This is a genomic window from Streptomyces sp. NPDC040589, assembly GCF_055594445.1.
In genome coordinates this window covers 23,752-42,182 of the sequence record NZ_JBVIWP010000002.1, presented here as the reverse complement: position 1 = coordinate 42,182, position 18,431 = coordinate 23,752, and the positions used below count along the sequence as shown (strand labels likewise).

General features: G+C 73.2%; 11 protein-coding genes and 1 pseudogene. 4 read left to right on the top strand and 8 right to left on the bottom strand.

What is annotated here, in order from left to right; translation table 11 throughout:
- Window position 1: 1 nt before the first annotated feature.
- From ACZ58V_RS07150 to ACZ58V_RS07140, 3 genes are all read right to left on the bottom strand, one after another.
- On the bottom strand, window positions 2–2,227 hold the full coding sequence (locus ACZ58V_RS07150) for an NHLP family bacteriocin export ABC transporter peptidase/permease/ATPase subunit (protein WP_471288797.1): 2,226 nt from the start codon (window positions 2,225–2,227) through the stop codon (window positions 2–4).
- Complete coding sequence (locus ACZ58V_RS07145; RefSeq protein ID WP_468185990.1) at window positions 2,224–3,030, bottom strand: biotin/lipoyl-containing protein; 807 nt, start codon at window positions 3,028–3,030, stop codon at window positions 2,224–2,226. Before ACZ58V_RS07145 ends, ACZ58V_RS07150 begins: the two co-directional genes overlap by 4 nt.
- A 115-nt stretch (window positions 3,031–3,145) precedes the next feature.
- Window positions 3,146–3,361, bottom strand: a complete 216-nt coding sequence (locus ACZ58V_RS07140) for a type A2 lantipeptide (protein ID WP_184587045.1) — start codon at window positions 3,359–3,361, stop codon at window positions 3,146–3,148.
- A 744-nt stretch (window positions 3,362–4,105) separates the two neighbouring features.
- On the opposite strand from ACZ58V_RS07140, the gene ACZ58V_RS07135 reads away from it, so the two are divergent.
- On the top strand, window positions 4,106–5,530 hold the full coding sequence (locus tag ACZ58V_RS07135; RefSeq protein WP_468185994.1) for a S1 family peptidase: 1,425 nt from the start codon (window positions 4,106–4,108) through the stop codon (window positions 5,528–5,530).
- Window positions 5,531–5,690: 160 nt separating this feature from the next.
- On the opposite strand, the gene ACZ58V_RS07130 is transcribed toward ACZ58V_RS07135, so the two are convergent.
- Complete coding sequence (locus ACZ58V_RS07130; protein WP_468186218.1) at window positions 5,691–7,847, bottom strand: PP2C family protein-serine/threonine phosphatase; 2,157 nt, start codon at window positions 7,845–7,847, stop codon at window positions 5,691–5,693.
- Between the two features lie 220 nt (window positions 7,848–8,067).
- On the opposite strand from ACZ58V_RS07130, the pseudogene ACZ58V_RS07125 reads away from it, so the two are divergent.
- Window positions 8,068–8,691, top strand: a pseudogene (locus ACZ58V_RS07125) (LuxR C-terminal-related transcriptional regulator); the annotation flags it as partial.
- Here the strand turns inward: ACZ58V_RS07125 and ACZ58V_RS07120 are convergent.
- From ACZ58V_RS07120 to lanKC, 4 genes are all read right to left on the bottom strand, one after another.
- Window positions 8,614–10,536, bottom strand: a complete 1,923-nt coding sequence (locus ACZ58V_RS07120; RefSeq protein ID WP_471288794.1) for an ATP-binding cassette domain-containing protein — start codon at window positions 10,534–10,536, stop codon at window positions 8,614–8,616. The pseudogene ACZ58V_RS07125 and the gene ACZ58V_RS07120 overlap by 78 nt on opposite strands.
- Entirely contained in the window at window positions 10,533–12,290 is a 1,758-nt protein-coding gene (locus ACZ58V_RS07115) for an ABC transporter ATP-binding protein (protein ID WP_471288791.1), read from the bottom strand. The genes ACZ58V_RS07120 and ACZ58V_RS07115 overlap by 4 nt, the downstream gene beginning before the upstream one ends.
- A gap of 85 nt (window positions 12,291–12,375) precedes the next feature.
- Window positions 12,376–12,492, bottom strand: a complete 117-nt coding sequence (locus tag ACZ58V_RS07110) for a SapB/AmfS family lanthipeptide (protein WP_010040504.1) — start codon at window positions 12,490–12,492, stop codon at window positions 12,376–12,378.
- A gap of 84 nt (window positions 12,493–12,576) precedes the next feature.
- A complete protein-coding gene (gene lanKC / locus ACZ58V_RS07105; protein WP_468186004.1) occupies window positions 12,577–15,183 on the bottom strand; it encodes a class III lanthionine synthetase LanKC in 2,607 nt (868 codons plus the stop codon).
- A 186-nt stretch (window positions 15,184–15,369) separates the two neighbouring features.
- On the opposite strand from lanKC, the gene ACZ58V_RS07100 reads away from it, so the two are divergent.
- Window positions 15,370–17,829 carry a SpoIIE family protein phosphatase gene (locus ACZ58V_RS07100; protein ID WP_471288788.1) on the top strand — a complete coding sequence of 820 codons (2,460 nt, stop codon included), beginning with the start codon at window positions 15,370–15,372 and terminating at the stop codon, window positions 17,827–17,829.
- A gap of 99 nt (window positions 17,830–17,928) precedes the next feature.
- The gene (locus tag ACZ58V_RS07095) at window positions 17,929–18,348 is read left to right on the top strand and encodes a CBS domain-containing protein (RefSeq protein WP_468186009.1); all 420 of its coding nucleotides are present in this window, start codon (window positions 17,929–17,931) and stop codon (window positions 18,346–18,348) included.
- Window positions 18,349–18,431 lie beyond the last annotated feature (83 nt).

Here is an 18,431-nt window from a genome sequence, read left to right as displayed (position 1 = left end):
CTCACCGCTCCCTGACCAGCGTGGCGTACGCGCCGCCGCGCGCCACCAGCTCCTCGTGCCGTCCCCGCTCCACGACCGTGCCGTGCTCCAGGACGACGATCTCGTCGCTGTCACGCACGGTGCTGAGCCGGTGCGCGATCACCACACAGGCACAGCCGCGCCGGCGCAGGTTGTCCATCACGACCAGCTCGGTCTCCGCGTCCAGCGCGCTCGTCACCTCGTCGAGCACCAGGATGCTCGGCCGGCGCACCAGCGCCCGCGCGATCTCCAGCCGCTGGCGCTGCCCGCCGGAGAAGTTGCGGCCGTCCTGCTCGACCTTGCTGTGGATGCCGCCGGGGCGGCGCGTGACCACGTCGTACAGGGCGGCGTCCCGCAGCGCGTCCTCCACCGCGTCGTCCGGGATCGACGGGTCCCACAGCGCCACGTTGTCGCGGATGGTGCCCTCGAACAGGAACACGTCCTGGTCGACGAAGGAGACCGAGGCGGCCAGCGCCCCGCGCGGAATGTCGTCGATGCGCTGTCCGTCGATGCGGATCACGCCCTCCCACGGCGCGTACAGGCCGGAGATCAGCCTCGACACCGTGGACTTGCCGCTGCCGGAACCGCCGACCAGCGCGACCTGCCGCCCCGGGCCGACCGTCAGGTCGAAGCCCGTGAGCAGGGGCTTGTCGAGCGGGCTGTAGCCGAAGGTGATGTTCTCCAGCTCGACGTGGCCCTGGAGGCGGCGCGTCGACTCGCCGGAGTCGGGCCGGCCGTAGAGCGGGTCGGCCTTGAAGTTCTCCACGTCCTTCAGCCGGGCCACGTCGGCCGCGAAGTCCTGGATGCGGCCCGCGACGCCGTTGAGCCGGGTCAGCGGGGCGGTGAACCGGGCGACCAGGGCCTGGAAGGCGACCAGCAGGCCGACCGAGATGTGGCCCTCGACCGCCCGCATACCGCCGATCCAGAGGATGAGCCCGCTGTTGAGGGTGGCCAGGGTCGGCGCGACCACGCCCAGCCAGGCGCTCGGCACGCCGAGCCGCTGCTGCTCCTCCAGCGTGGTGGCGTGCTGCCCGGCCCACTTGCGGAAGTAGCCGTCCTCGCCGCCGGTCGCCTTCATCGTCTCGATCAGCTGAAGACCGGTGTAGGCGGTGTTGGTGAGCCGGGCCGTGTCGGCGCGCAGCTTCGCCGTACGGGTCGCGCGCAGCCGTACGACGACCCGCATCGCCACGATGTTCAGCAGCGCCACGCCGATGCCGACGAACGTCAGCTGCGGGTCGTAGCTGTACAGCAGCACCGCGTACAGGACGACCACGATCGCGTCCACGCCCGCCGCCGCGAGGTCGCGGGACAGGGTCTCGGCGACCGCGTCGTTGGACTGCAGGCGCTGCACGAGGTCGGCCGGGCTGCGCTGGGAGAAGAACGTCACCGGCAGCCGCAGCAGATGCCGCAGGAAGCGCGCGCTGGACAGGGTGGACGAGATGATGCGGCCGTGCAGCAGGTTGGCCTGCTGGAGCCAGGTCAGCACGACGGTGAGCAGCACGCACGCCGCCATCGACGCGAACAGCACACTGAGCAGCGAGGTCTGGTTGCCGATCAGGAACTCGTCGATGTAGGTGCGGCTGAGCGCGGGTACCGACGCGCCGACCGCCACCAGCAGCAGGCTCGACACCACCGCGGCGGGCATCGTGCCCGCGGTGCCGCGCAGCCGGGCGGGCATCGCGCCCAGGACGCCGGGCTTGCGGCCGCCCCGGGCGAAGTCCTCGCCGGGCTCCATGACCAGCACGACACCGGTGAAGCTGCCGTCGAAGTCCTCCATGGGGACAAAACGGCGGCCCTTGCCGGGGTCGTTGATGTAGACGCCACGGCGCCCGAAGCGGCGGCCCATGCCGTCGTAGACGACGTAGTGGTTGAACTCCCAGAACAGGACGGCCGGCGACTTCACCTCGGCGAGGGCGGCCAGGTCCATCTGCATGCCCTTGGCCGTCAGGCCGTAACTGCGGGCCGCCTTGAGGAGGTTGCTGGCGCGCGAGCCGTCGCGGGAGACGCCGCAGGCGATGCGCAGCTCCTCCAGCGGGACGTGCTTGCCGTAGTGGCCGAGCACCATCGCCAGGGAGGCGGCGCCGCACTCGACGGCCTCCATCTGGAGCACGGTGGGGGTACGGACGGTCTTCGCGGCGGCTTTGGGCACCTTGCGCTTCGGCGGGGCCGCGCGGCGCCTGCTCGGGGGCTCCTGTGCGGTGGCGCTCATGGCAGCAGCCAGTCGACGGGACGCTGGTCGGTGAGCCGGATCGAACCCGACGCCATCGTCATCGAGGTCAGCTTGTACGGCGGGCCGTCCGCGGACGACCACTTGTATCCGCTCTTCGTGGCGGACGACTTGTCCAGCCGGACCGTCACGGCCACGGGCCTGCCCTTCTTGGTGAACTGCTCGCCGAGCTGGCTGTCCCCGAGGAACGCGGCGATCTGCTGCGGGGACTGGGCCGCGCGGTCCACCGACTTCACATGGCCGCGCAGCACGCCGTACTCCTGGGTCGGCACCGACTGCACGGTCAGATCCACGGAGGCGTCGTCGGGAATGGAGGCGGCGTTCTCGGCGGGGACGTAGAGGGTCGCGTACAAGGCGTCCTCGGTGTGGGCGACCTTCTCGACGGCGGCCACGTTCGCGCCGGTCTGGATGATCTGCCCGACGGTCGCGGCGAGCCCGGAGACACGGCCCGCGTCGAGCGCGCGGACGACGACCTCGCCCTTGGCCGTACGGACCTTCAGCACGGGGGAGTTCGCGGCCACCTGCTCGCCCTGCTTCGCGAGCACCGCGGTGACCTGGCCCGCGACGGGGCTCTGGAGGAGGTAACTGCCCTGCCCGTGCGTGAGGATGGCGGGTGCGCTGACGGTGGAGGCCACCGAGCCGGTCACCGCCCATACCGAGGCGGCCGCCATCGCGACCACGGTCACCGCGAGCACGAGCCAGCCCTGCGGGCGGGCGAAACGCACCGGGAGGTCGAGTTCCTCCGGTGACTGGAGCTTGGCGAGGGCCTGTTGGCGGAACTGCAAGGAACTTCCCTCACCCGTAGAAGAGGTTCTTGTCGCCGTGACGGAAAGGGTCACGGCACCCGAAGATCCCGGAACCGCCGGCTGCGGTTCCGGGAGTCATCGGCACAAGGCTCGATCAGAGGCCGGAGACCAGGCCGGTGACCGGGGCCGTGTTCAGGCCGGTGACACCCTCGACGGTGCCGACGGCCGTGTCGACCACGCCGGAGACCGGGGCGATGCCGTCAACCGTGTCGGTGACGGTGTTCACGGCGTTCACGGACAGGCCACCGGAGATGGCGTCCAGCTGGGCGTCGGCGATCTCGACGGTCTCAACCTGGGGGGTGGAGTTCATGATGGAACTTCCCTTCATATGGATATCTCATAAGGGGGGAGCGGCCCCCTCTGGGGACAGATGACGGCCGCGACCGCGAGCGCCGGGCACCCGTTTCCGGAGTGCCCTCCGCGGCTCCCGCGATGCGATGGATCAAAGCACGCTGCGGGTCCGCGCTTCCAATCAACCAGGCGTCTCACCAGGGAACTTGCGCCCCAGCGGTACCTATTGGTGCAGGAGTGCGCACGTCTCGGTGGCGACTTCTTCACATGCGCCACAGCATCGGCTCATCCGACGCCTTGCATCCGGAGGCGGCGAATCCGGCACTCCCGCCCCAAAGGCGTGACAGGCACCTCCCGCTTGTGGATAACCCTCCGCTTGGTGACTGGGTTGAGCATTCGATGTGCAGATTCGCTGAAGTCGGGATTCGACTCGGTGTTCGCAACAGATCGTTTCCGGTCGGACACGGATCGTGTCGGTTCGGCGGGCCGGGACGAGGGCCGCAGCCGAAAGACCGTCATCAAGCCAGGCGCTGCCCTGGGCCGACGAAAGCCCTCCGCCCGGCCCCTCGCCCTGACCAGGGAAGTCGTCGACCGGGCGGGTCGGTGTGCGGGCAGCGGGAGTTGGCTGATTCCGCGATGCGAAGGGATCACTTGCAAACGCGATTGAACGCCCCACGTGGCACGTGCGTACCAACAGCCATCCAGGCGCCCCCCAAGCTGCCGAACGGCGGCACAGGCTCCGTCCCCCCAGGAGGAGAGAAGTTTGAGTCACAAGCGAATTCCGAAGCGCAAGGCCGCGATAGCGGTGGGCGGCGTGGTGGCGCTCGGCGCGGCCGCGATCCTGCTCCCCAACGCCAACGCGTCACAGGACGGTTCGTCCGACGACGCGGCCGCCGCGCCGAAGACACTGAAGGCGGGCGACGCCTCGGATCTCGCCTCGCAGCTCTCCGGGCTCCTCGGTGAGGCGTTCGGCGGCTCCTACTACGACGGCGACAGCCAGCAGCTCGTCGTCAACGTCGTACCGGGCGACAACAACAACGTGATCGTGCAGGCGAAGGCGGCCGGCGCGAAGGTCCGCGAGGTCGACAACAGCTGGTCGGAGCTGCAGAGCGGCGCGCAGACCCTGAAGTCCGACGCGACCATCGCGGGCACCTCGTGGTCGATCGATCCGCAGACGAACAAGCTGCGTGTCACCGCCGACAGCACCGTGACCGGCGCCAAGTGGGACAGACTGGAATCGACGGTCAAGAGCCTCGGTACCGGCATGGCGACCCTCTCGAAGTCCGCGGGCACCTTCAAGCCGTTCGTCTCCGGCGGCGACGCCATCTTCGCGGGCGGCTCGCGCTGCTCCCTCGGCTTCAACGTCACCGCGGACGACGGCTCGCCCGCCTTCCTGACGGCCGGTCACTGCACCCTCGGCGGCAACGAGTGGTCGGACGCGCAGGGCGGCCAGCCCATCGCCACCGTCGACCAGTCGACCTTCCCGGGCGACGGCGACTTCGCGCTCGTGAAGTACGACGACCCGGCGACCGAGGCGCCCAGCGAGGTCAACACCGGCGACCAGACCGTCCCGATCACCGAGGCCGCGGAGGCGACCGTCGGCCAGGAGGTCTTCCGGATGGGCAGCACCACCGGGCTCAACGACGGCCAGGTCCTCGGCCTCGAGGCCACGGTGAACTACCCGGAGGGCACGGTCACCGGCCTCATCCAGACCAATGTCTGCGCCGAGCCCGGCGACAGCGGCGGCTCGCTGTTCACCCAGGACGGTCTCGCGATCGGCCTGACCTCGGGCGGCAGCGGTGACTGCACGGCCGGCGGTGAGACGTTCTTCCAGCCGGTGACCACCGCCCTGGAGGCCGTCGGCGCGACCCTCGGCGCGGGCGGCGCGGGTGCCGGTGCCGGTGAAGAGGCCGGTGCGGGCGAGGAAGCCGGTGCGGGCGAGGAAGCCGGTGCGGGTGAGGAGGCCGGCGCCGGTGCGGGTGCCGGTGAGGAAGCCGGCGCTGGTGAAGAGGCCGGTGCGGGTGAGGAGGCCGGCGCTGGTGCGGGTGCCGGTGAAGAGGCCGGTGCCGGTGCCGGTGCCGGCGAGCAGGCCGGAGGCGAGGAAGCGGGAGCCGGCGCTGATGCCGGTGCCGGTCAGGACGCCGGGCAGGGCGTCGAGGACAACTCGGGTCTGACCGAGTCCCGCTGACCTGAAACCGTCGGAGCCGGTCCGACGACGCCGGCTCGGTTCCGCCCCCTTCCTGGCGGACCGGGCCGGCCCACCGGCGCATGCGAGCACCGTCCGGCGGTGCACCGGGCCGGCCTCCCTCGGGAGGGCCGGCCCGTCCGCTTACCCGCGCTCGGTTTCCCTAGCCGACCGCCCTGAGCAGCAACAGGGCGATGTCGTCGAGCCGTTCCTCCCCGTCCCTGTGGTGCCGCTCCTGATGAATGAGACTGTCGGCCAGCTCGTCCAGCGGCTGGTCGCCGGCGTCGGCCAGGCGCCGGCCCAGGTCCGCGAGGGCCTCCTCGAAGTCCGTGCCGGGGGACTCGACCAGCCCGTCGGTGTAGAGGACGAGCAGCGAGCCGGGAGCGAGGGCGACCTCCGTCGTCGGGTACACCGCCGAGGCGTCGATGCCCAGCAGCGGGCCCCCGGCCAGGTCCAGGACGCGCACCCGCCCGTCCGGCCGTCTCAGCAGCGGCGGCGGATGACCTGCCCGGGACATCACGGCCCGGCCGTGCGCCGGGTCGAGCCGCAGGTACAGGCAGCTGGCGAACAGGTCGGACCCGAGGTCGAGCAGCAGCCGGTTGGTGCTGCGCATGACCTCCTCGGGTGCTTGGCCCACGGCCGTGTACGCGCGCACCGCGGTGCGGACCTGGCCCATCAGCCCGGCCGCCGTGACGTTGTGGCCCTGCACGTCCCCGATCACCGCCGCCGCCATCCCCTGCGTGCGCACCAGGTCGTAGAAGTCGCCGCCGATGTCCATGCCCTGAGTGGCCGGCACATAGCGGCCGGCCGCCTCGATACCCGGCAGCGACGGCAGCGAGTGCGGCAGCAGCGCCTCCTGGAGGCCGTGCGCGAGCCGGTGCTTGGCGTCGTAGAGCAGTGCCCGCTCCAGCGCCTGGGCGATCAGCCCGGCCAGGCTGGTCAGCACCGCCCGCTCCTCCGTCGGGAAGGGGTGCGGCTCGGTGAAGGAGAGCACGCACGTCCCCACCGGCCGTCCCTGCGCGATGAGCGGCAGATAGGCCCAGCCCGCGAACTCGTCGGGGGTGGCGAGTCGCGCCGGGTAGAGGCGCTCCAGCTGTTCCCGCGACTCGAAGAACGCGGGCACGCCCGTCCGCAGCACCTTCGTGCCGGGCATCGGCTCGCTGAGCGGCATCCCGTCGAACTGTTCCACCGTGTGCGCGTCCCGGTATCCGCGATGCCCGAGCACGCGCAGCCGGTTCGCCTGCGAGCCCAGCACGACCAGGGCCTGGCTGCCCACGGCCGGGGCGATCTCGTCGGCGACCAACTGCACCACGTCCTGCACCCCGACCGCCTCGGTGAGCGCGCTCGCCAGATCCAGCACCTGCGACATGGTGACCAGCCGGGACGGCGTCCCGTCGGGCGGCGGTGCGGACCGGTTCATCTCCGACACCGCCCGCGACCTGGTGATCCGGACGCTGAGGCCCGTCGTGCTCGGATACAGCCGGAACGACAGCCACTCGCCGGGCGGGCGCAGCGCCACGAACGAGGTGGTGTGCTGGCTCAGCAGCGCGGCCCGGTAACGGTCCTCGTACACCGGGTCGTTGAGCCACGGCACCGACGCCCACAGCTGGGTGCCGAGCAGCCGGCTGACCGGGACGTTCAGCAGCTCGGCCGCCGCCGCGTTGACGAAGCCGACCCGCCCGTGCAGATCCAGCGAGACCAGCCCGTACGGCAGACGGCTCACCATCCGGGCCGCCTCGACCGTGCCGAGCGTGCCGGCGATCCCGCTCACCAGGGGCGAGGCGAGCACATCGGTCTCGGGGTGCGGCGGGATGCTGTGCTCGGCCGCCCGCTCCAGCCGGACAGCGAGCCGGCCGCAGGCCGCCGTCAGATGCTCGCGCTCATGGTCGGACAGCTCTGGCGGATGCGCGCCCGGCCAGGTGACGAAGACCGCGCCGTAGACGGTGGACTCGGTCGCCACCGGCACCGCGGCCAGGGCGAACGGATAGGGCAGCACCACGGCGATGCGCGGATAGTGGCGGGCCATCGCCTCCTCGCCCCCGACCCAGACCAGCCGCCGCTCGCGCGCCGCGTCGGCGACCGGGATCGGCGCGCTCAGCCCCACCCGCTCCCAGGGCGCCGCGAACGCCCGGGGAAGCCCGGCCATCACCGCCATCTCCAGCACCGGCTGATCCGGCGCCATCAGGTACACCGCGCCGGAGTGGGCGTGCACCTCGTCCATCATCGAGGCCAGCGCCAGAGACAGCAGCGGACGGCCGACCTGCGTCCTGGCGGCTGCCGGCGCCTGTGCGGACGACTGCCCGTCGGACACGCCGACCACCTCCTCGCACGGCCGCGCGACCGGGCTCAGGAACAAATCTCCACCCTGGCGGCCCGTCGCGCACGACGAGCGGCACCGGGACGGTCTTACGGTTACCGTCGGTTACAGTCTTCCGGCTCCGTTGAGGGAACTCGCGTACCCCGACGGCCGTGTCCCATGCCGCCGTAGTCGAAGCGCGGCCGGGCGTACGGGCGCCGCGCGTGCGCCCCCGCGCACCTTGATGGCTGGATCTTCGCGCCCACGCAGGGTCACCGTCACGAACAATGGAGCAGACGCTCAACATGACGAGGGGGGCGTACGGCGAGCCGAGGGGGTGGCAGTGATCCGGGTGCTGTTGGTGCATGACGAGTGTCTGGTGAGATCGGTACTGGCGGAGTGGCTGCGGGGGGAGCCTGATCTGGCGGTGCACGACACGCCGTGGCGCGGCGCCCCGGGCCTGGTGCGCTCCGTGCGCCCGGACGTCTGTGCGGCGGACCTGGAGTGCGCGGACTCCTACGGCATCCCTCCGCTGGGCGACCTGTGCCGGCCGGGCCCGGACCGGATCCGTCCGCGATTACTCGTCCTCTCCACCGCGAGCCGGCCCGGACTGCTGAAACGGGCGGTCGAGGCCGGTGCGCTCGGCTACGTGGACAAGGAGAGCTCGCCGCAGAACCTGCTGCGCGGAATACGCCGCGTCGCTGAGGGGGAACGTTTCGTCAACGACTCGCTGGGCTTCGGTTTCCTCAAGGCTGCCGAGATGCCGCTCACCCGAAGAGAGCTGAGCGTGTTAACCCTCGCGGCCGAGGGAGCCTCCATCGCGGAGATCGCCGGGAGCCTGCACCTGTCCCACGGCACCGTGCGCAACTACATGGCGGCCATCACCCGCAAGACCGGGGCCCGTAACCGCATCGACGCCATCCGCATCTCGCAGGGGCAGGGCTGGCTCTGACCGCCGCCGGGACGGACCGGGCGCCCAGCTGCCGACGAGGTCCCGGTAGAGCGCCGAGGTCCGCAGCAGCTCCTCGTGCCCGCCGTACGCCGTGCTCCTGCCGTCCATGACCAGCACACGGCCGGCGCGGCGGGCCGAACTGATGCGGTGGGCGACGACCACCAGGGTCCCGCCCGGCCGCGCGGCGAAGGCCCGCTCCGCGCGCTCCTCCGTCTCCGGATCCAGGTGACAGGTCGCCTCGTCGAGCAGGGCGAGCGGGGCGTACGACAGATAGGCCCTGGTCAGCGCGATCAGCTGCCGTTCGCCTGCCGACAGGGCCGCCGGGTCGACCCGCGCCCCGAGGCCGCCGAGCCGGCCGGCCAGCGGGGCGAGGCCGACCGCCTCGGCCGCGGCCAGCAGTTCCTCCTCGGGCACCGGGTCCGGCCGCAGGTAGGCGAGGTTCTCGGCCAGGGTGGCGTCGAAGACGTACGCCTCCTGCGGGATGAGCACGCGCGCGGCGGCCGCCTCCGGCCCGGGCACGGTGTGTCCGCCCACCGTGATCGTCCCCTGGTCCGGCGTGAGGAGCCCGGCGACCAGGGCGGTGAGTGTGGACTTGCCGGTGCCGCTGGGGCCGACGACGGCCAGGTGCGCGCCGGCCGGGAGGGTGAGGTCGAGGTCCTGGACCACGGGGGCACTGGCGGGGCCGTAGGCGAAGGTGGCCGAGGTGAGGGAGAAGGCCGGGGGCGTGCCCTCGGCCGGCTCCGGCGCGGGGAGTCCGGGGCCCGGCTTCCCCGTGGGCCTGCCGGTGTCCGCCCGGGCCAGCCTGCGCAGCACCACCGTCAGGCGGGAGCCGCTGGTGCCCAGGCCGTGGACCAGGTTGCGCAGGGCGGGCAGCAGGGACTGGGTGACGTAGGAGAGGGCACCGACCAGGGCGCCCGTGGTGACGCCGTGGGCCAGGAGCCACGGGGCGGCGGCGAGCAGCAGCACGATCGGCAACTGGCCGCCGACCGCCAGGGACGCCACGCGCAGCACGCCCCAGTGGGCCAGGGCGCGCGCCGCGCGCAGTTCCGCCTCGACCCGTTCGCCGGTGCCGGCGGCGATCTGCGCCTCCGCGCCGGTCGCCGTGATGTCCCGCAGGCCCGGGCAGACGGCGCCCAGCTCACCGGCCAGCGCCTCATCGGCGACGAGGAAGGTCTCCTGCCGCCGGGCCAGCGGCCGCAGTGTCACCGCGAACAGTGCCACTCCGGCGGCGAGGGGCGGCCCGACGACGAGCAGCAGCGGCGGGGCGAGGGCGAAGAGGCCGGCCAGGGCTCCGGCGGCGGTGAACACGAAGGAGCGGGAGACCATCACCAGTCCGGCGAAGGTGTCCCGGGCGATCTCCACCTGCTGCGTGAGCCCCGACAGCGAACCGGTGTCACCGGTCCGCACTCCGCGCGAGACGACCCGCTCCACGAGCCGGTCCCGGAGAGGTTCGACCAGCGCGGCGACGGCGGCGTACACCCGCGCGGTCCCCCACGCGCCGACGAGCACACCGACCCCGGTCACCGCCAGCCAGATCAGTCCGACATCCGCCCGCCCGCGCAGGAACCCCTCGTCCAGGGCGCGGGCGGGACCGTAGCCGATGAGGAAGGTCTGCCCGGTCTCCAGCACGGACCAGGCGACCAGGCGGAACAGCACCCGGCGGCGGGCCAGCAGGAAGCGCAGGCCCCGGGCGGGGAGGCCGGTTCCGCCGGGTGATCCGCCGTCCTGGGACCCCGCGCGTGTACGGATCCGGCCCGTCATACCGGCACACCCCCCTCCGCACTCGCACCCGTACTCGCCGGTTCCGTCCCCTCCCCGAACGCCGCCCGGTACGCCGCGAGCCGCCACAGCTCCTCGTGCCGCCCCACCGCGCGCACCCGCCCGTCGTCCAGCCAGGCCACCGCGTCGGCGGACGCCGCCGTCGCGCTGCGGTGGGCGACCAGCAGCCGGGTGCCGCCCGGGCCGTCGCCGAGGAGGGCGTCGGTGATGTGGCGTTCCGTCACCGTGTCGAGGCTGGAGAGGGCGTCGTCGAGGATCAGCAGCCGGCCGCCGTGGGCGAACGCCCTGGCGAGGCCGAGCCGTTGGGACTCGCCGCCGGAGCGCGGGGCGTCGGCGACAGCCGTGTCGTATCCGTCGGGGAGGCGGCGGACGAAGTCGTCGGCGAGGGCCGTGCGGGCCGCCTCACGGACGCGGGCGGGGGAGGGGTCCGGCAGGCCGAGGCCGATCGCCTGCTCGACCGTGCCGCCCAGGAGGGCCGGGCGGGCGAAGGCGTAGCCGACCGCGCGGCGCAGGTCGGCGTGCGGCAGGTCGCGCAGCGGCACCCCGTCGAGGAGCACCTCGCCCTCGTCCGGGTCGGCCAGCCGTCCGGCGAGCGCGGCCAGCAGCGACTTGCCCGCACCGGACGGGCCGACCACGGCCAGTGTCGTGCCGCCCGGCACGACGAGGTCCAATCCGTCGAGCACGACGCGTCCGCCACGCCGGGCCGTCACACCGCGCAGCTCCAGCCGGCCGGGTCCGTCGGGCAGCCGGTGTACGCCGAACTCGGCCGCGGGCTCGGTCCGTACCTCCCCGAGACGCCGGGCCGCCGCCCGGGCCCGGGCCAGGCCCGCGAGCCGGCCGACCAGGACGCCGACGCCCGTCGCGAGCACCGCGTACCGCGAGGCGGCGAGGACGTCCCCCACCGACAGCCGGTCCCGGGTGAGCAGCACACCGGCCACGGCGACGACCCCGAGGTGCAGCAGCGGTGCCACGGCGACCGCCTGCGCGGCGGCCCGCCCCTGCACCTGCCACATGCGGTGTCCGGCCCGGGACAGATCGGGCAGCGGCCGCAGCACGCGGGCGGTCTCCTTGTCCTCCGTACCCGCCGCCCGGACGGTACGGACGCCCTCGACGGCCTCCGCCAGCGCGGCCGCGATCCGGCCCTGGGCCCGCTGATACCGGGCCGCGCTCTCCGAGGTGTCACGGGAGACGGCGCGCAGCAGAAGAGTGAGGACGGGGGCTCCGGCGAGGAAGACGGCCGCGAGCCACCAGTCGATCAGGCCGAGCGCGACCACGCCGCCGATCGGGCCGGCCAGCGCGGCCAGGAGTGCCGCCCGGGCCGAGGGCGTGGTCCCTGCCTCGGCCGCGTTGCCGACCAGACGGGCGACGAGGTCACCGGAGCCGAAGCGGTCGGCCGCGCGGGGGCCGACGCCCAGGACGTGCCCGGTCAGCGTGCGGCGCAGCCACGCGGTGGTGCGGGCGTCGACGGTGCCGGTGAGGACGGTCTGCGCCGCGTCGAGCAGGGCGAGCAGCAGCACGAGGCCGGCGCAGTAGAGCACCCAGCGGGTCGCCGGAGCCTGCGCCAGCAGAAGATCGAGGGCCCGGCCGAGCGCGGCCGGCAGCAGCAGTCCGGCACCGGTCGCGGCGATGCTCACCAGGCACAGGGCCGCACAGCGGGCCCCGCTGTACCGGGTGGCCGTACGCAGCAGCGTGCGGGCCTGTCCGGCCGCCGGGTCGTCGTCACCACGCGGGGTCATGGGGGCCTTTCGCGGGACGGGAGGGGCCCCGGGCGGCCCTGTCCCCGAAGGGAGAAGACCGCCCGGAGCCGTACCGCAGACGCGGTCAGAGACAGAGCAGAACGCTCGCGGCGCTGATGCAGGAGAGCAGGCTCACCGTGCTGGCGCCGCCGCCGTCCGTCCGCTCCTCGGACTCGATCGTCTGCAGGTCGAGAAGTGCCATGGTGTGTCCTTCCGTTGGGTGTCCGTCCGTGGTCATCCGTGGGGACGGGGTTGTGTCACGACTCCGCGGGATCGCGGAACCGCGTCATAGGGGCCGCCGGTTCGGCGGCGGGAGGAACGGCAGGTGGGCGTCGGACGCCGGATCGAGGGCCGCGCCGAGCGCCAGCAGGCACCCTGCCGTTCCGGTGGCGAGATCCATGGACAGCCGCATCATCTGGTGGCCGGGGAAGGCCAGTTGGCCCTGGTACGCCATCGCGAACCAGCCGAGTCCGGCGATCTGCCCGGCCAGCCGGTCCGCGGTCGCGTCCGGCGAGGTCGTGCGGCTGAGGTGCAGGATCATTCCGGCGCGGCCCTGGAAGAGCCCGGGCTGCGCGTAGAAGCGTGAGGTGGCGGCGGTGAGCACACCGGAGCGGGCCGGGGCGAACTCTTCGGCGAGGTCCGGGGCGTGCGCCACGAGGTCGTCGAGGACCATGCCGAGTCCCGCGCTGCCGTCGCCGAGGTAGGGCAGGGTCCGCCAGCCCTCGTCGACCTCCAGCGCCCCGCCCTCGCGGGTCACGCAGGACTCCAGGTCCCGGCGCAGGGCGATCGCCGCGGCCTCCAGCCATCCCGCCTTGCCGGTCCACTCGTACTGCCGCAGCATGAGCAGCGCGGGACCGCTCGCGCCCCGCAGCAGTCCGGCGCGCCGCTTGGGCGTGGCCGGGGGCGGCTCGGTGAGCCGCTGTACGAGGATCCGCGCGGCCTCGTCGGCCCGCTCGCGCAGCTCCGTCTCGCCGGTCGTCTCGGCCAGCCGGCCCAGGACGAGGCCCAGTCCGGCCAGCCCTCCGTGCAGGTCGGAGGAGAGGTTCTGCCACCGCTCGGCGAGGATGCCCTCGACCAGGTCCAGCGCCCGCTGCCGGTGCCCGAGCCGGTCCAGGACCAGGGCGACGCCCGCGAGCCCGTCGTACAGGCCGAGCGGCGTGCCGACCGGAGCCGGTGCCGTCCGGGTGAGCAGCCAGCGCTCGCCCTCCTCGTACCGCTCGGCACCGGTCGCGTCCAGCGCGTACAGCACCCCGGCCGCGCCGTGGGCGAGCCCGAGCCCGCCGCCGTCGGAGAACTGGGCGACATCGCCAGGGAAGAGCCGGTCGTCGCGCTCCGGGGTGGCCGAGGCGAGGATCGCCTTGACCATCGAGTCGCGGCTGTACGGCCAGTCGCCGGGGTCCACCGGTGCGGAGGGAGCGGCCACCGTACGGCCGGACACCTCCCGCGTGATCTCCGCGACCGCCTCGTCGAGGAACCCCTGCGGCACGTCCGGGAACTGCTCCGAGATCACCTCGGCCAGATGCGCCGCCTTGCCGCGGTCGACCACGAACAGCGTGGTCACGGGCAGGAACAGGGCCAGTCGCAGACAGGCCAGGGCGTAGCGGTCGACATCGGCGCCCCGGCGGTCCGGCGGCGCGAAGAAGCCCGGGTGGGCGACGACCTGGCGGCCGTTCTCCTCGGCCGGGGCCGCCGCCTCGAAGTCGAGGAGGAAGACCGACTCCTCGTCCGGCGCGACCATGATGTTGAAGACGTGCAGGTCGTTGAAGACGATGCCGCGGGCGTGCACCGCCGCCACGGCCTCCTCCACCTCGCGGTGGATGCGCAGCGCCCACGCCGTGTAGGCGGCGACGGCCCCCGCGTCGGGATCCTGGGCCAGCAGCGGATGCCGCTCGGCGAAGAACGAGTTGAGCGGACGGCCCTCCAGGAAGTCCATCACCAGGAACCGGTGACCGCCGAGCTCGAACCAGTCGCGCACCTCCGGGACCACGCCCGTGCCCGCGACCTGCTCCAGCGCCTGCCTCTCCCGCTCCAGCCGGGCGACCGCGTCGGCCCCGTCCGAGGCGAGCCCCGCGTGTGGCCGGCCCTCCTTGAGGACGACCTTGCGACCGTCGCGGGTGTCGGTGCCCACGTACACACCGCCGCCGTTGGAGAAGTGCAGGGCCTTCTCGATGCGGTACGGCAGCTCGCCCGTCGTCGTGTTGTTCCGCGCGTCGAGATGCGGCTGGAGGAACGCTGGCAGCGTCACCCACTCCGGCACCTGGAAGGACGGCGTCCGCCGGTCCGGCACCAGCTGCCCCGCGCCGTCGCGCACCGCCGGCACCAGCGAGCCCCGCTCGTCCACGACGAACGAGCGCGCGAAGGCGCCGTAGCGGACGTACAGCGGGCCCTCGCCCCAGCGCAGATCGGTGAGGATGTACGGCCCCTCGAAGCCCTCCAGCAGCGCGCCCAGCTCGCGCAGCACCTGGTGCAGCTGTTCCTCGTCGGCCGGATAGACGGTGACGAACTTGCCGCTGCCGTCGCGGGGCGCGTACTTGGTGTTGCGCAGGTGCAGCAGGTGCGGGCCGGGTACGAACTTGAAGGGGACGCGCCGCTCGACGCAGTAGTCCCAGACGATCCCGGCGATCTTCTCCGCGTTCGCCCGGGTCGCCGACGCGTGGATCTTCCAGCCCTGCGCGGGACCCTGCAGCGGTTCGCCGTCCGGACCGGGCGGCGTCATCGTCAGCCAGTCGCCGATCCGCGCCGTCTCCCACCCCTCGGGCACGGGCCGGCGGGCCGTCTCGTAGAGGTGCGCGGCCGCCCCCTGTGAGGCCTCCTGCCCGCCTCGCGCCAGCCGGTCCGGTGTCTCGTAGAAGTGCCGGTCGGCCAGCGCGTACACCTCGTACCGCTTGTCCATGCGTCCCCCTCCGTGATCGGCACCGAGCTTTCCAGCCACGCGCCGGGCCGGGACAGTCACGGCTGTCACGAGAACAGCGTGCGGAACGCATAGGTAAAGACATGTTCGGTTCCGTTCGAGCGCCCGCGTCGGTGCTGGTCCGCGGAACGCTCACAGGGGCTGCGCAGGTGTCGCATAAGCGCTGTAATGGCCAACGTGGTCAGTGAGGGCGCCCGAGAACCCCAAGAACGCGGAACGCGAACGCTGCGTGCCGAAAGTGCCCTCAAAGCGATCGCGGTCGATCAGGAATCGCCGGAAAGAGTGCACCGCGTCCTCGAACAGGCACTCGTCTTCGCCGGCGCCGCGTTCGCAGCCCTGTACACACCCAGCCAGGACGGCGAGCTGCTGCGCCTGGTGGAGTCGGCCGGGGTGCCGAGGACGCTGTACGGACTGCGCGACAGCTATCCGCGCGCCGGGCGGTCCCCGGTCGCCGAGGCCCACCGCGGCGGACGCCCCGTCTCGCTGGGCCCCGCGGAACTCGCCGAGCACGTCCAGGCCCGGCGCGTGCCGTCCCGGGACTTCTTCCTGACCGCCCTGCCCGTCCACGGGGACGGCGGCGGCTGTCTCCTCGCCGTGTGCGAGCGTCCCGGCGGATTCGACGCCGACGACCGCGAGTGCCTGCACCTCATCTCCGAGGCGGTCGCCTTCCCCGCCCCGGCCGCGCCCGCCGAGGGCGGTGAGCTGCCGCCCGGCGCGTTCAGCCTCGCCATGGACACCGGCCGCGTCCGGGCCGGCGACGACCTGCTGGACCTGTTCGGCCTGGACCCCGTGGAGTTCGACGGCCGGGTCGAGACCCTGCTCGGCCTGACCGTGCCGGAGGACCTGCCCTCGCTGATGTCCGTGGTGGAGGCCGACCACATGTCCATCGGCGACCGGGAGCTGGAGTTCCGGGTGCTCCAGCCCACCGGACCGCCGAAGTGGCTCCGGCTGCGCGGGCGCCTCCTGCCCGGCGGCGTGGGCCACTCCGCGCGGCTCGTGGGCACCGTCGACGACGCCTCCACGCTGCGCTCCGACGTCACCGATGTCGCCCGCGTCCAGCGCCTGGCCACCGCGCTGGCCACCGCCGTCACCGTCCGCGACGTCGGCGAGGCCGTCGTCGCCGCCCTGCGCCGGCCGCTCAGAGCCGACCGCATCGCGCTCGCCGAGCTGGAGAGCGAGCGGCTCGTCGTCACCGTCCTCGACCCGCCCGAACCCGAGGCCTGGCCCGAGCTGTGGCGCCGGGAGTGGCGCACCGAGTGGCCCGACGCGCCCGTACGCGCCATGCCCACCCTCGCCGCCGCCCTGCGCGAGGGCCGCGCCCGGATCTGGCCCGCCGGCAGCGCCCTGGAACGCGGCCTGTCCGAGGTCGGACCCGGCGGCCTCGCCGTCCTGCCGCTGCCCGCCGGGAACCGCATGGCCGGGGCCTGTCTGATCGGCTGGGACACGCCGCACGACTTCGGCTCCGACGAACGCGCCCTGCTCACCGCCTGCGCCGGCCTCGCCGGACAGGCCCTGATGCGGGCCCGCGCCTTCGACGCCGAACACGAACTCGTCGGCATGCTCCAGCGCCAGCTGCTGCCCCGCCGCCTGCCCCGGCTGCCGGGCGCCGAGGCCGTCGCCCGGTATCTGCCCAGCACGGCAGGGCTGGAACTCGGCGGCGACTGGTACGACGTCATCCCGCTGCCCGACCACCACGTCGCGCTCGTCATCGGCGACGTCCAGGGCCACAGCGCCGGCGCTGCCACCCTCATGGGCCAGATGCGCACCGCCCTGCGCGCCTACGCTGTCGAAGGGCACACGCCTGACGTGGTGGTCTCCCACGCCAACCGGCTGCTCATGGACATGGAGACCGACCTCTTCGCCACCTGCGCCTACGTCGACATCGACCTGGAGGAGGGCTCCGCCTGGTGCGTGCGCGCCGGGCACCTGCCGCCGGTGCTGCGCTACCCGGACGGCACGACCGAGATCGCGGAGGCCGAGGGCGGCCCGCCCCTCGGGGTGATCACCCAGGCCGACTTCCCCATGAGCCCGCTCCGGCTCCCACCCGGCACCCTGATCGCCCTGGTCACGGACGGGCTCGTCGAGACGCCCGACTCCGACATCGACGAGGGCATGGACCGCCTCGCCGACGAGCTGGCCGCGTCGGCCCCCGTCGATCTGGGGCTCGTCGCCGACGCCCTCCTCGGCAGCGCCCAGCGCAGCGACGACGTCGCCGTGCTCCTCCTGCGCTACGACGGCATGGACCTGCGCCCGCTGCGGGAGAGCTGGACGGTGTGGCGCGTGCCGCAGGCGGTCGGCCACGCCCGCCGCTTCGCCCGGCGCACCCTGCGCTCCTGGGGCGTCACCGAGGACTTCGACGCCGCCCTCCTCGTCGTCTCGGAACTCGTCACCAACGCCCTCGTCCACACCGACGGCCAGGTCCGCATGGACCTCACCCTCATCAACAACCGCCTGCGCGTCGCCGTCGCCGACGCCTCACCCCGCTCCCCGGTCAGGCCGACCAGCATCGGCTGGGAGGCCACCGGCGGCCGGGGCGTCCTCCTCGTCGAGGCGCTCGCGGCGACCTGGGGCACACTGCCGGTCAGCGGTGGCAAGCAGGTGTGGGCGGAGCTGGCGCTGGGGCGCTGAACACCCGCGCGAGTCCCTGGTGACCGGGCGGGTGCTCCGGGTACCCGGAGCGACGTCGGACGGGGGAACCCCACGAAGAGCCGAGGAAAGAGGCACGTCATGGCTCAGCATGTCCGCGACATCATGACCAGCGACCCGGCGACGGTCGAACCGCAGACCTCCGTCGCCCAGGTGGCCCGCATCATGCGCGACGAGGACCTCGGCGTCGTCCTGGTGACGGACGGCGACGATCTGCACGGGTTGGTCACCGACCGTGACCTGGTGATCCGGTCGGTGAGCGAGGGCACCGATCCGGAGCGGACCACGGTGGCCGGCGCGTGCAGCGACGACCTGGTCACCATCGGCCCCGACGAGGACCTGGTCCATGCGGTGGAGCTGATGCGCGAGCACTCCGTGCGCCGTATCCCGGTCGTCGAGCACGGCCACCCCGTGGGCATCGTCTCCCTGGGCGACATGGCCATGGAGCGCGACCCGGAGTCCGCGCTGGGCGACATCAGCGCCGCGCGCCCCAATACGTGACGGGTGTGAACGGCTCTGCCCCGCAGGCGCGTTGACAGCCGCGGTCCGGGCGTCACTACGCGCGTTTGTTCGGTTTCTCTTGG

What these genes read in the sequence shown, in the direction of transcription:
- ACZ58V_RS07150 (WP_471288797.1), bottom strand. Translation starts at nt 2,227, where the DNA reads ATGAGCGCCACCGCACAGGAGCCCCCGAGCAGGCGCCGCGCGGCCCCG.
- ACZ58V_RS07140 (WP_184587045.1), bottom strand. Translation starts at nt 3,361, where the DNA reads ATGAACTCCACCCCCCAGGTTGAGACCGTCGAGATCGCCGACGCCCAG.
- ACZ58V_RS07120 (WP_471288794.1), bottom strand. Translation starts at nt 10,536, where the DNA reads ATGACGGGCCGGATCCGTACACGCGCGGGGTCCCAGGACGGCGGATCA.
- ACZ58V_RS07115 (WP_471288791.1), bottom strand. Translation starts at nt 12,290, where the DNA reads ATGACCCCGCGTGGTGACGACGACCCGGCGGCCGGACAGGCCCGCACG.
- ACZ58V_RS07110 (WP_010040504.1), bottom strand. Translation starts at nt 12,492, where the DNA reads ATGGCACTTCTCGACCTGCAGACGATCGAGTCCGAGGAGCGGACGGAC.
- lanKC (WP_468186004.1), bottom strand. Translation starts at nt 15,183, where the DNA reads ATGGACAAGCGGTACGAGGTGTACGCGCTGGCCGACCGGCACTTCTAC.
- ACZ58V_RS07100 (WP_471288788.1), top strand. Translation starts at nt 15,370, where the DNA reads ATGGCCAACGTGGTCAGTGAGGGCGCCCGAGAACCCCAAGAACGCGGA.
- ACZ58V_RS07095 (WP_468186009.1), top strand. Translation starts at nt 17,929, where the DNA reads ATGGCTCAGCATGTCCGCGACATCATGACCAGCGACCCGGCGACGGTC.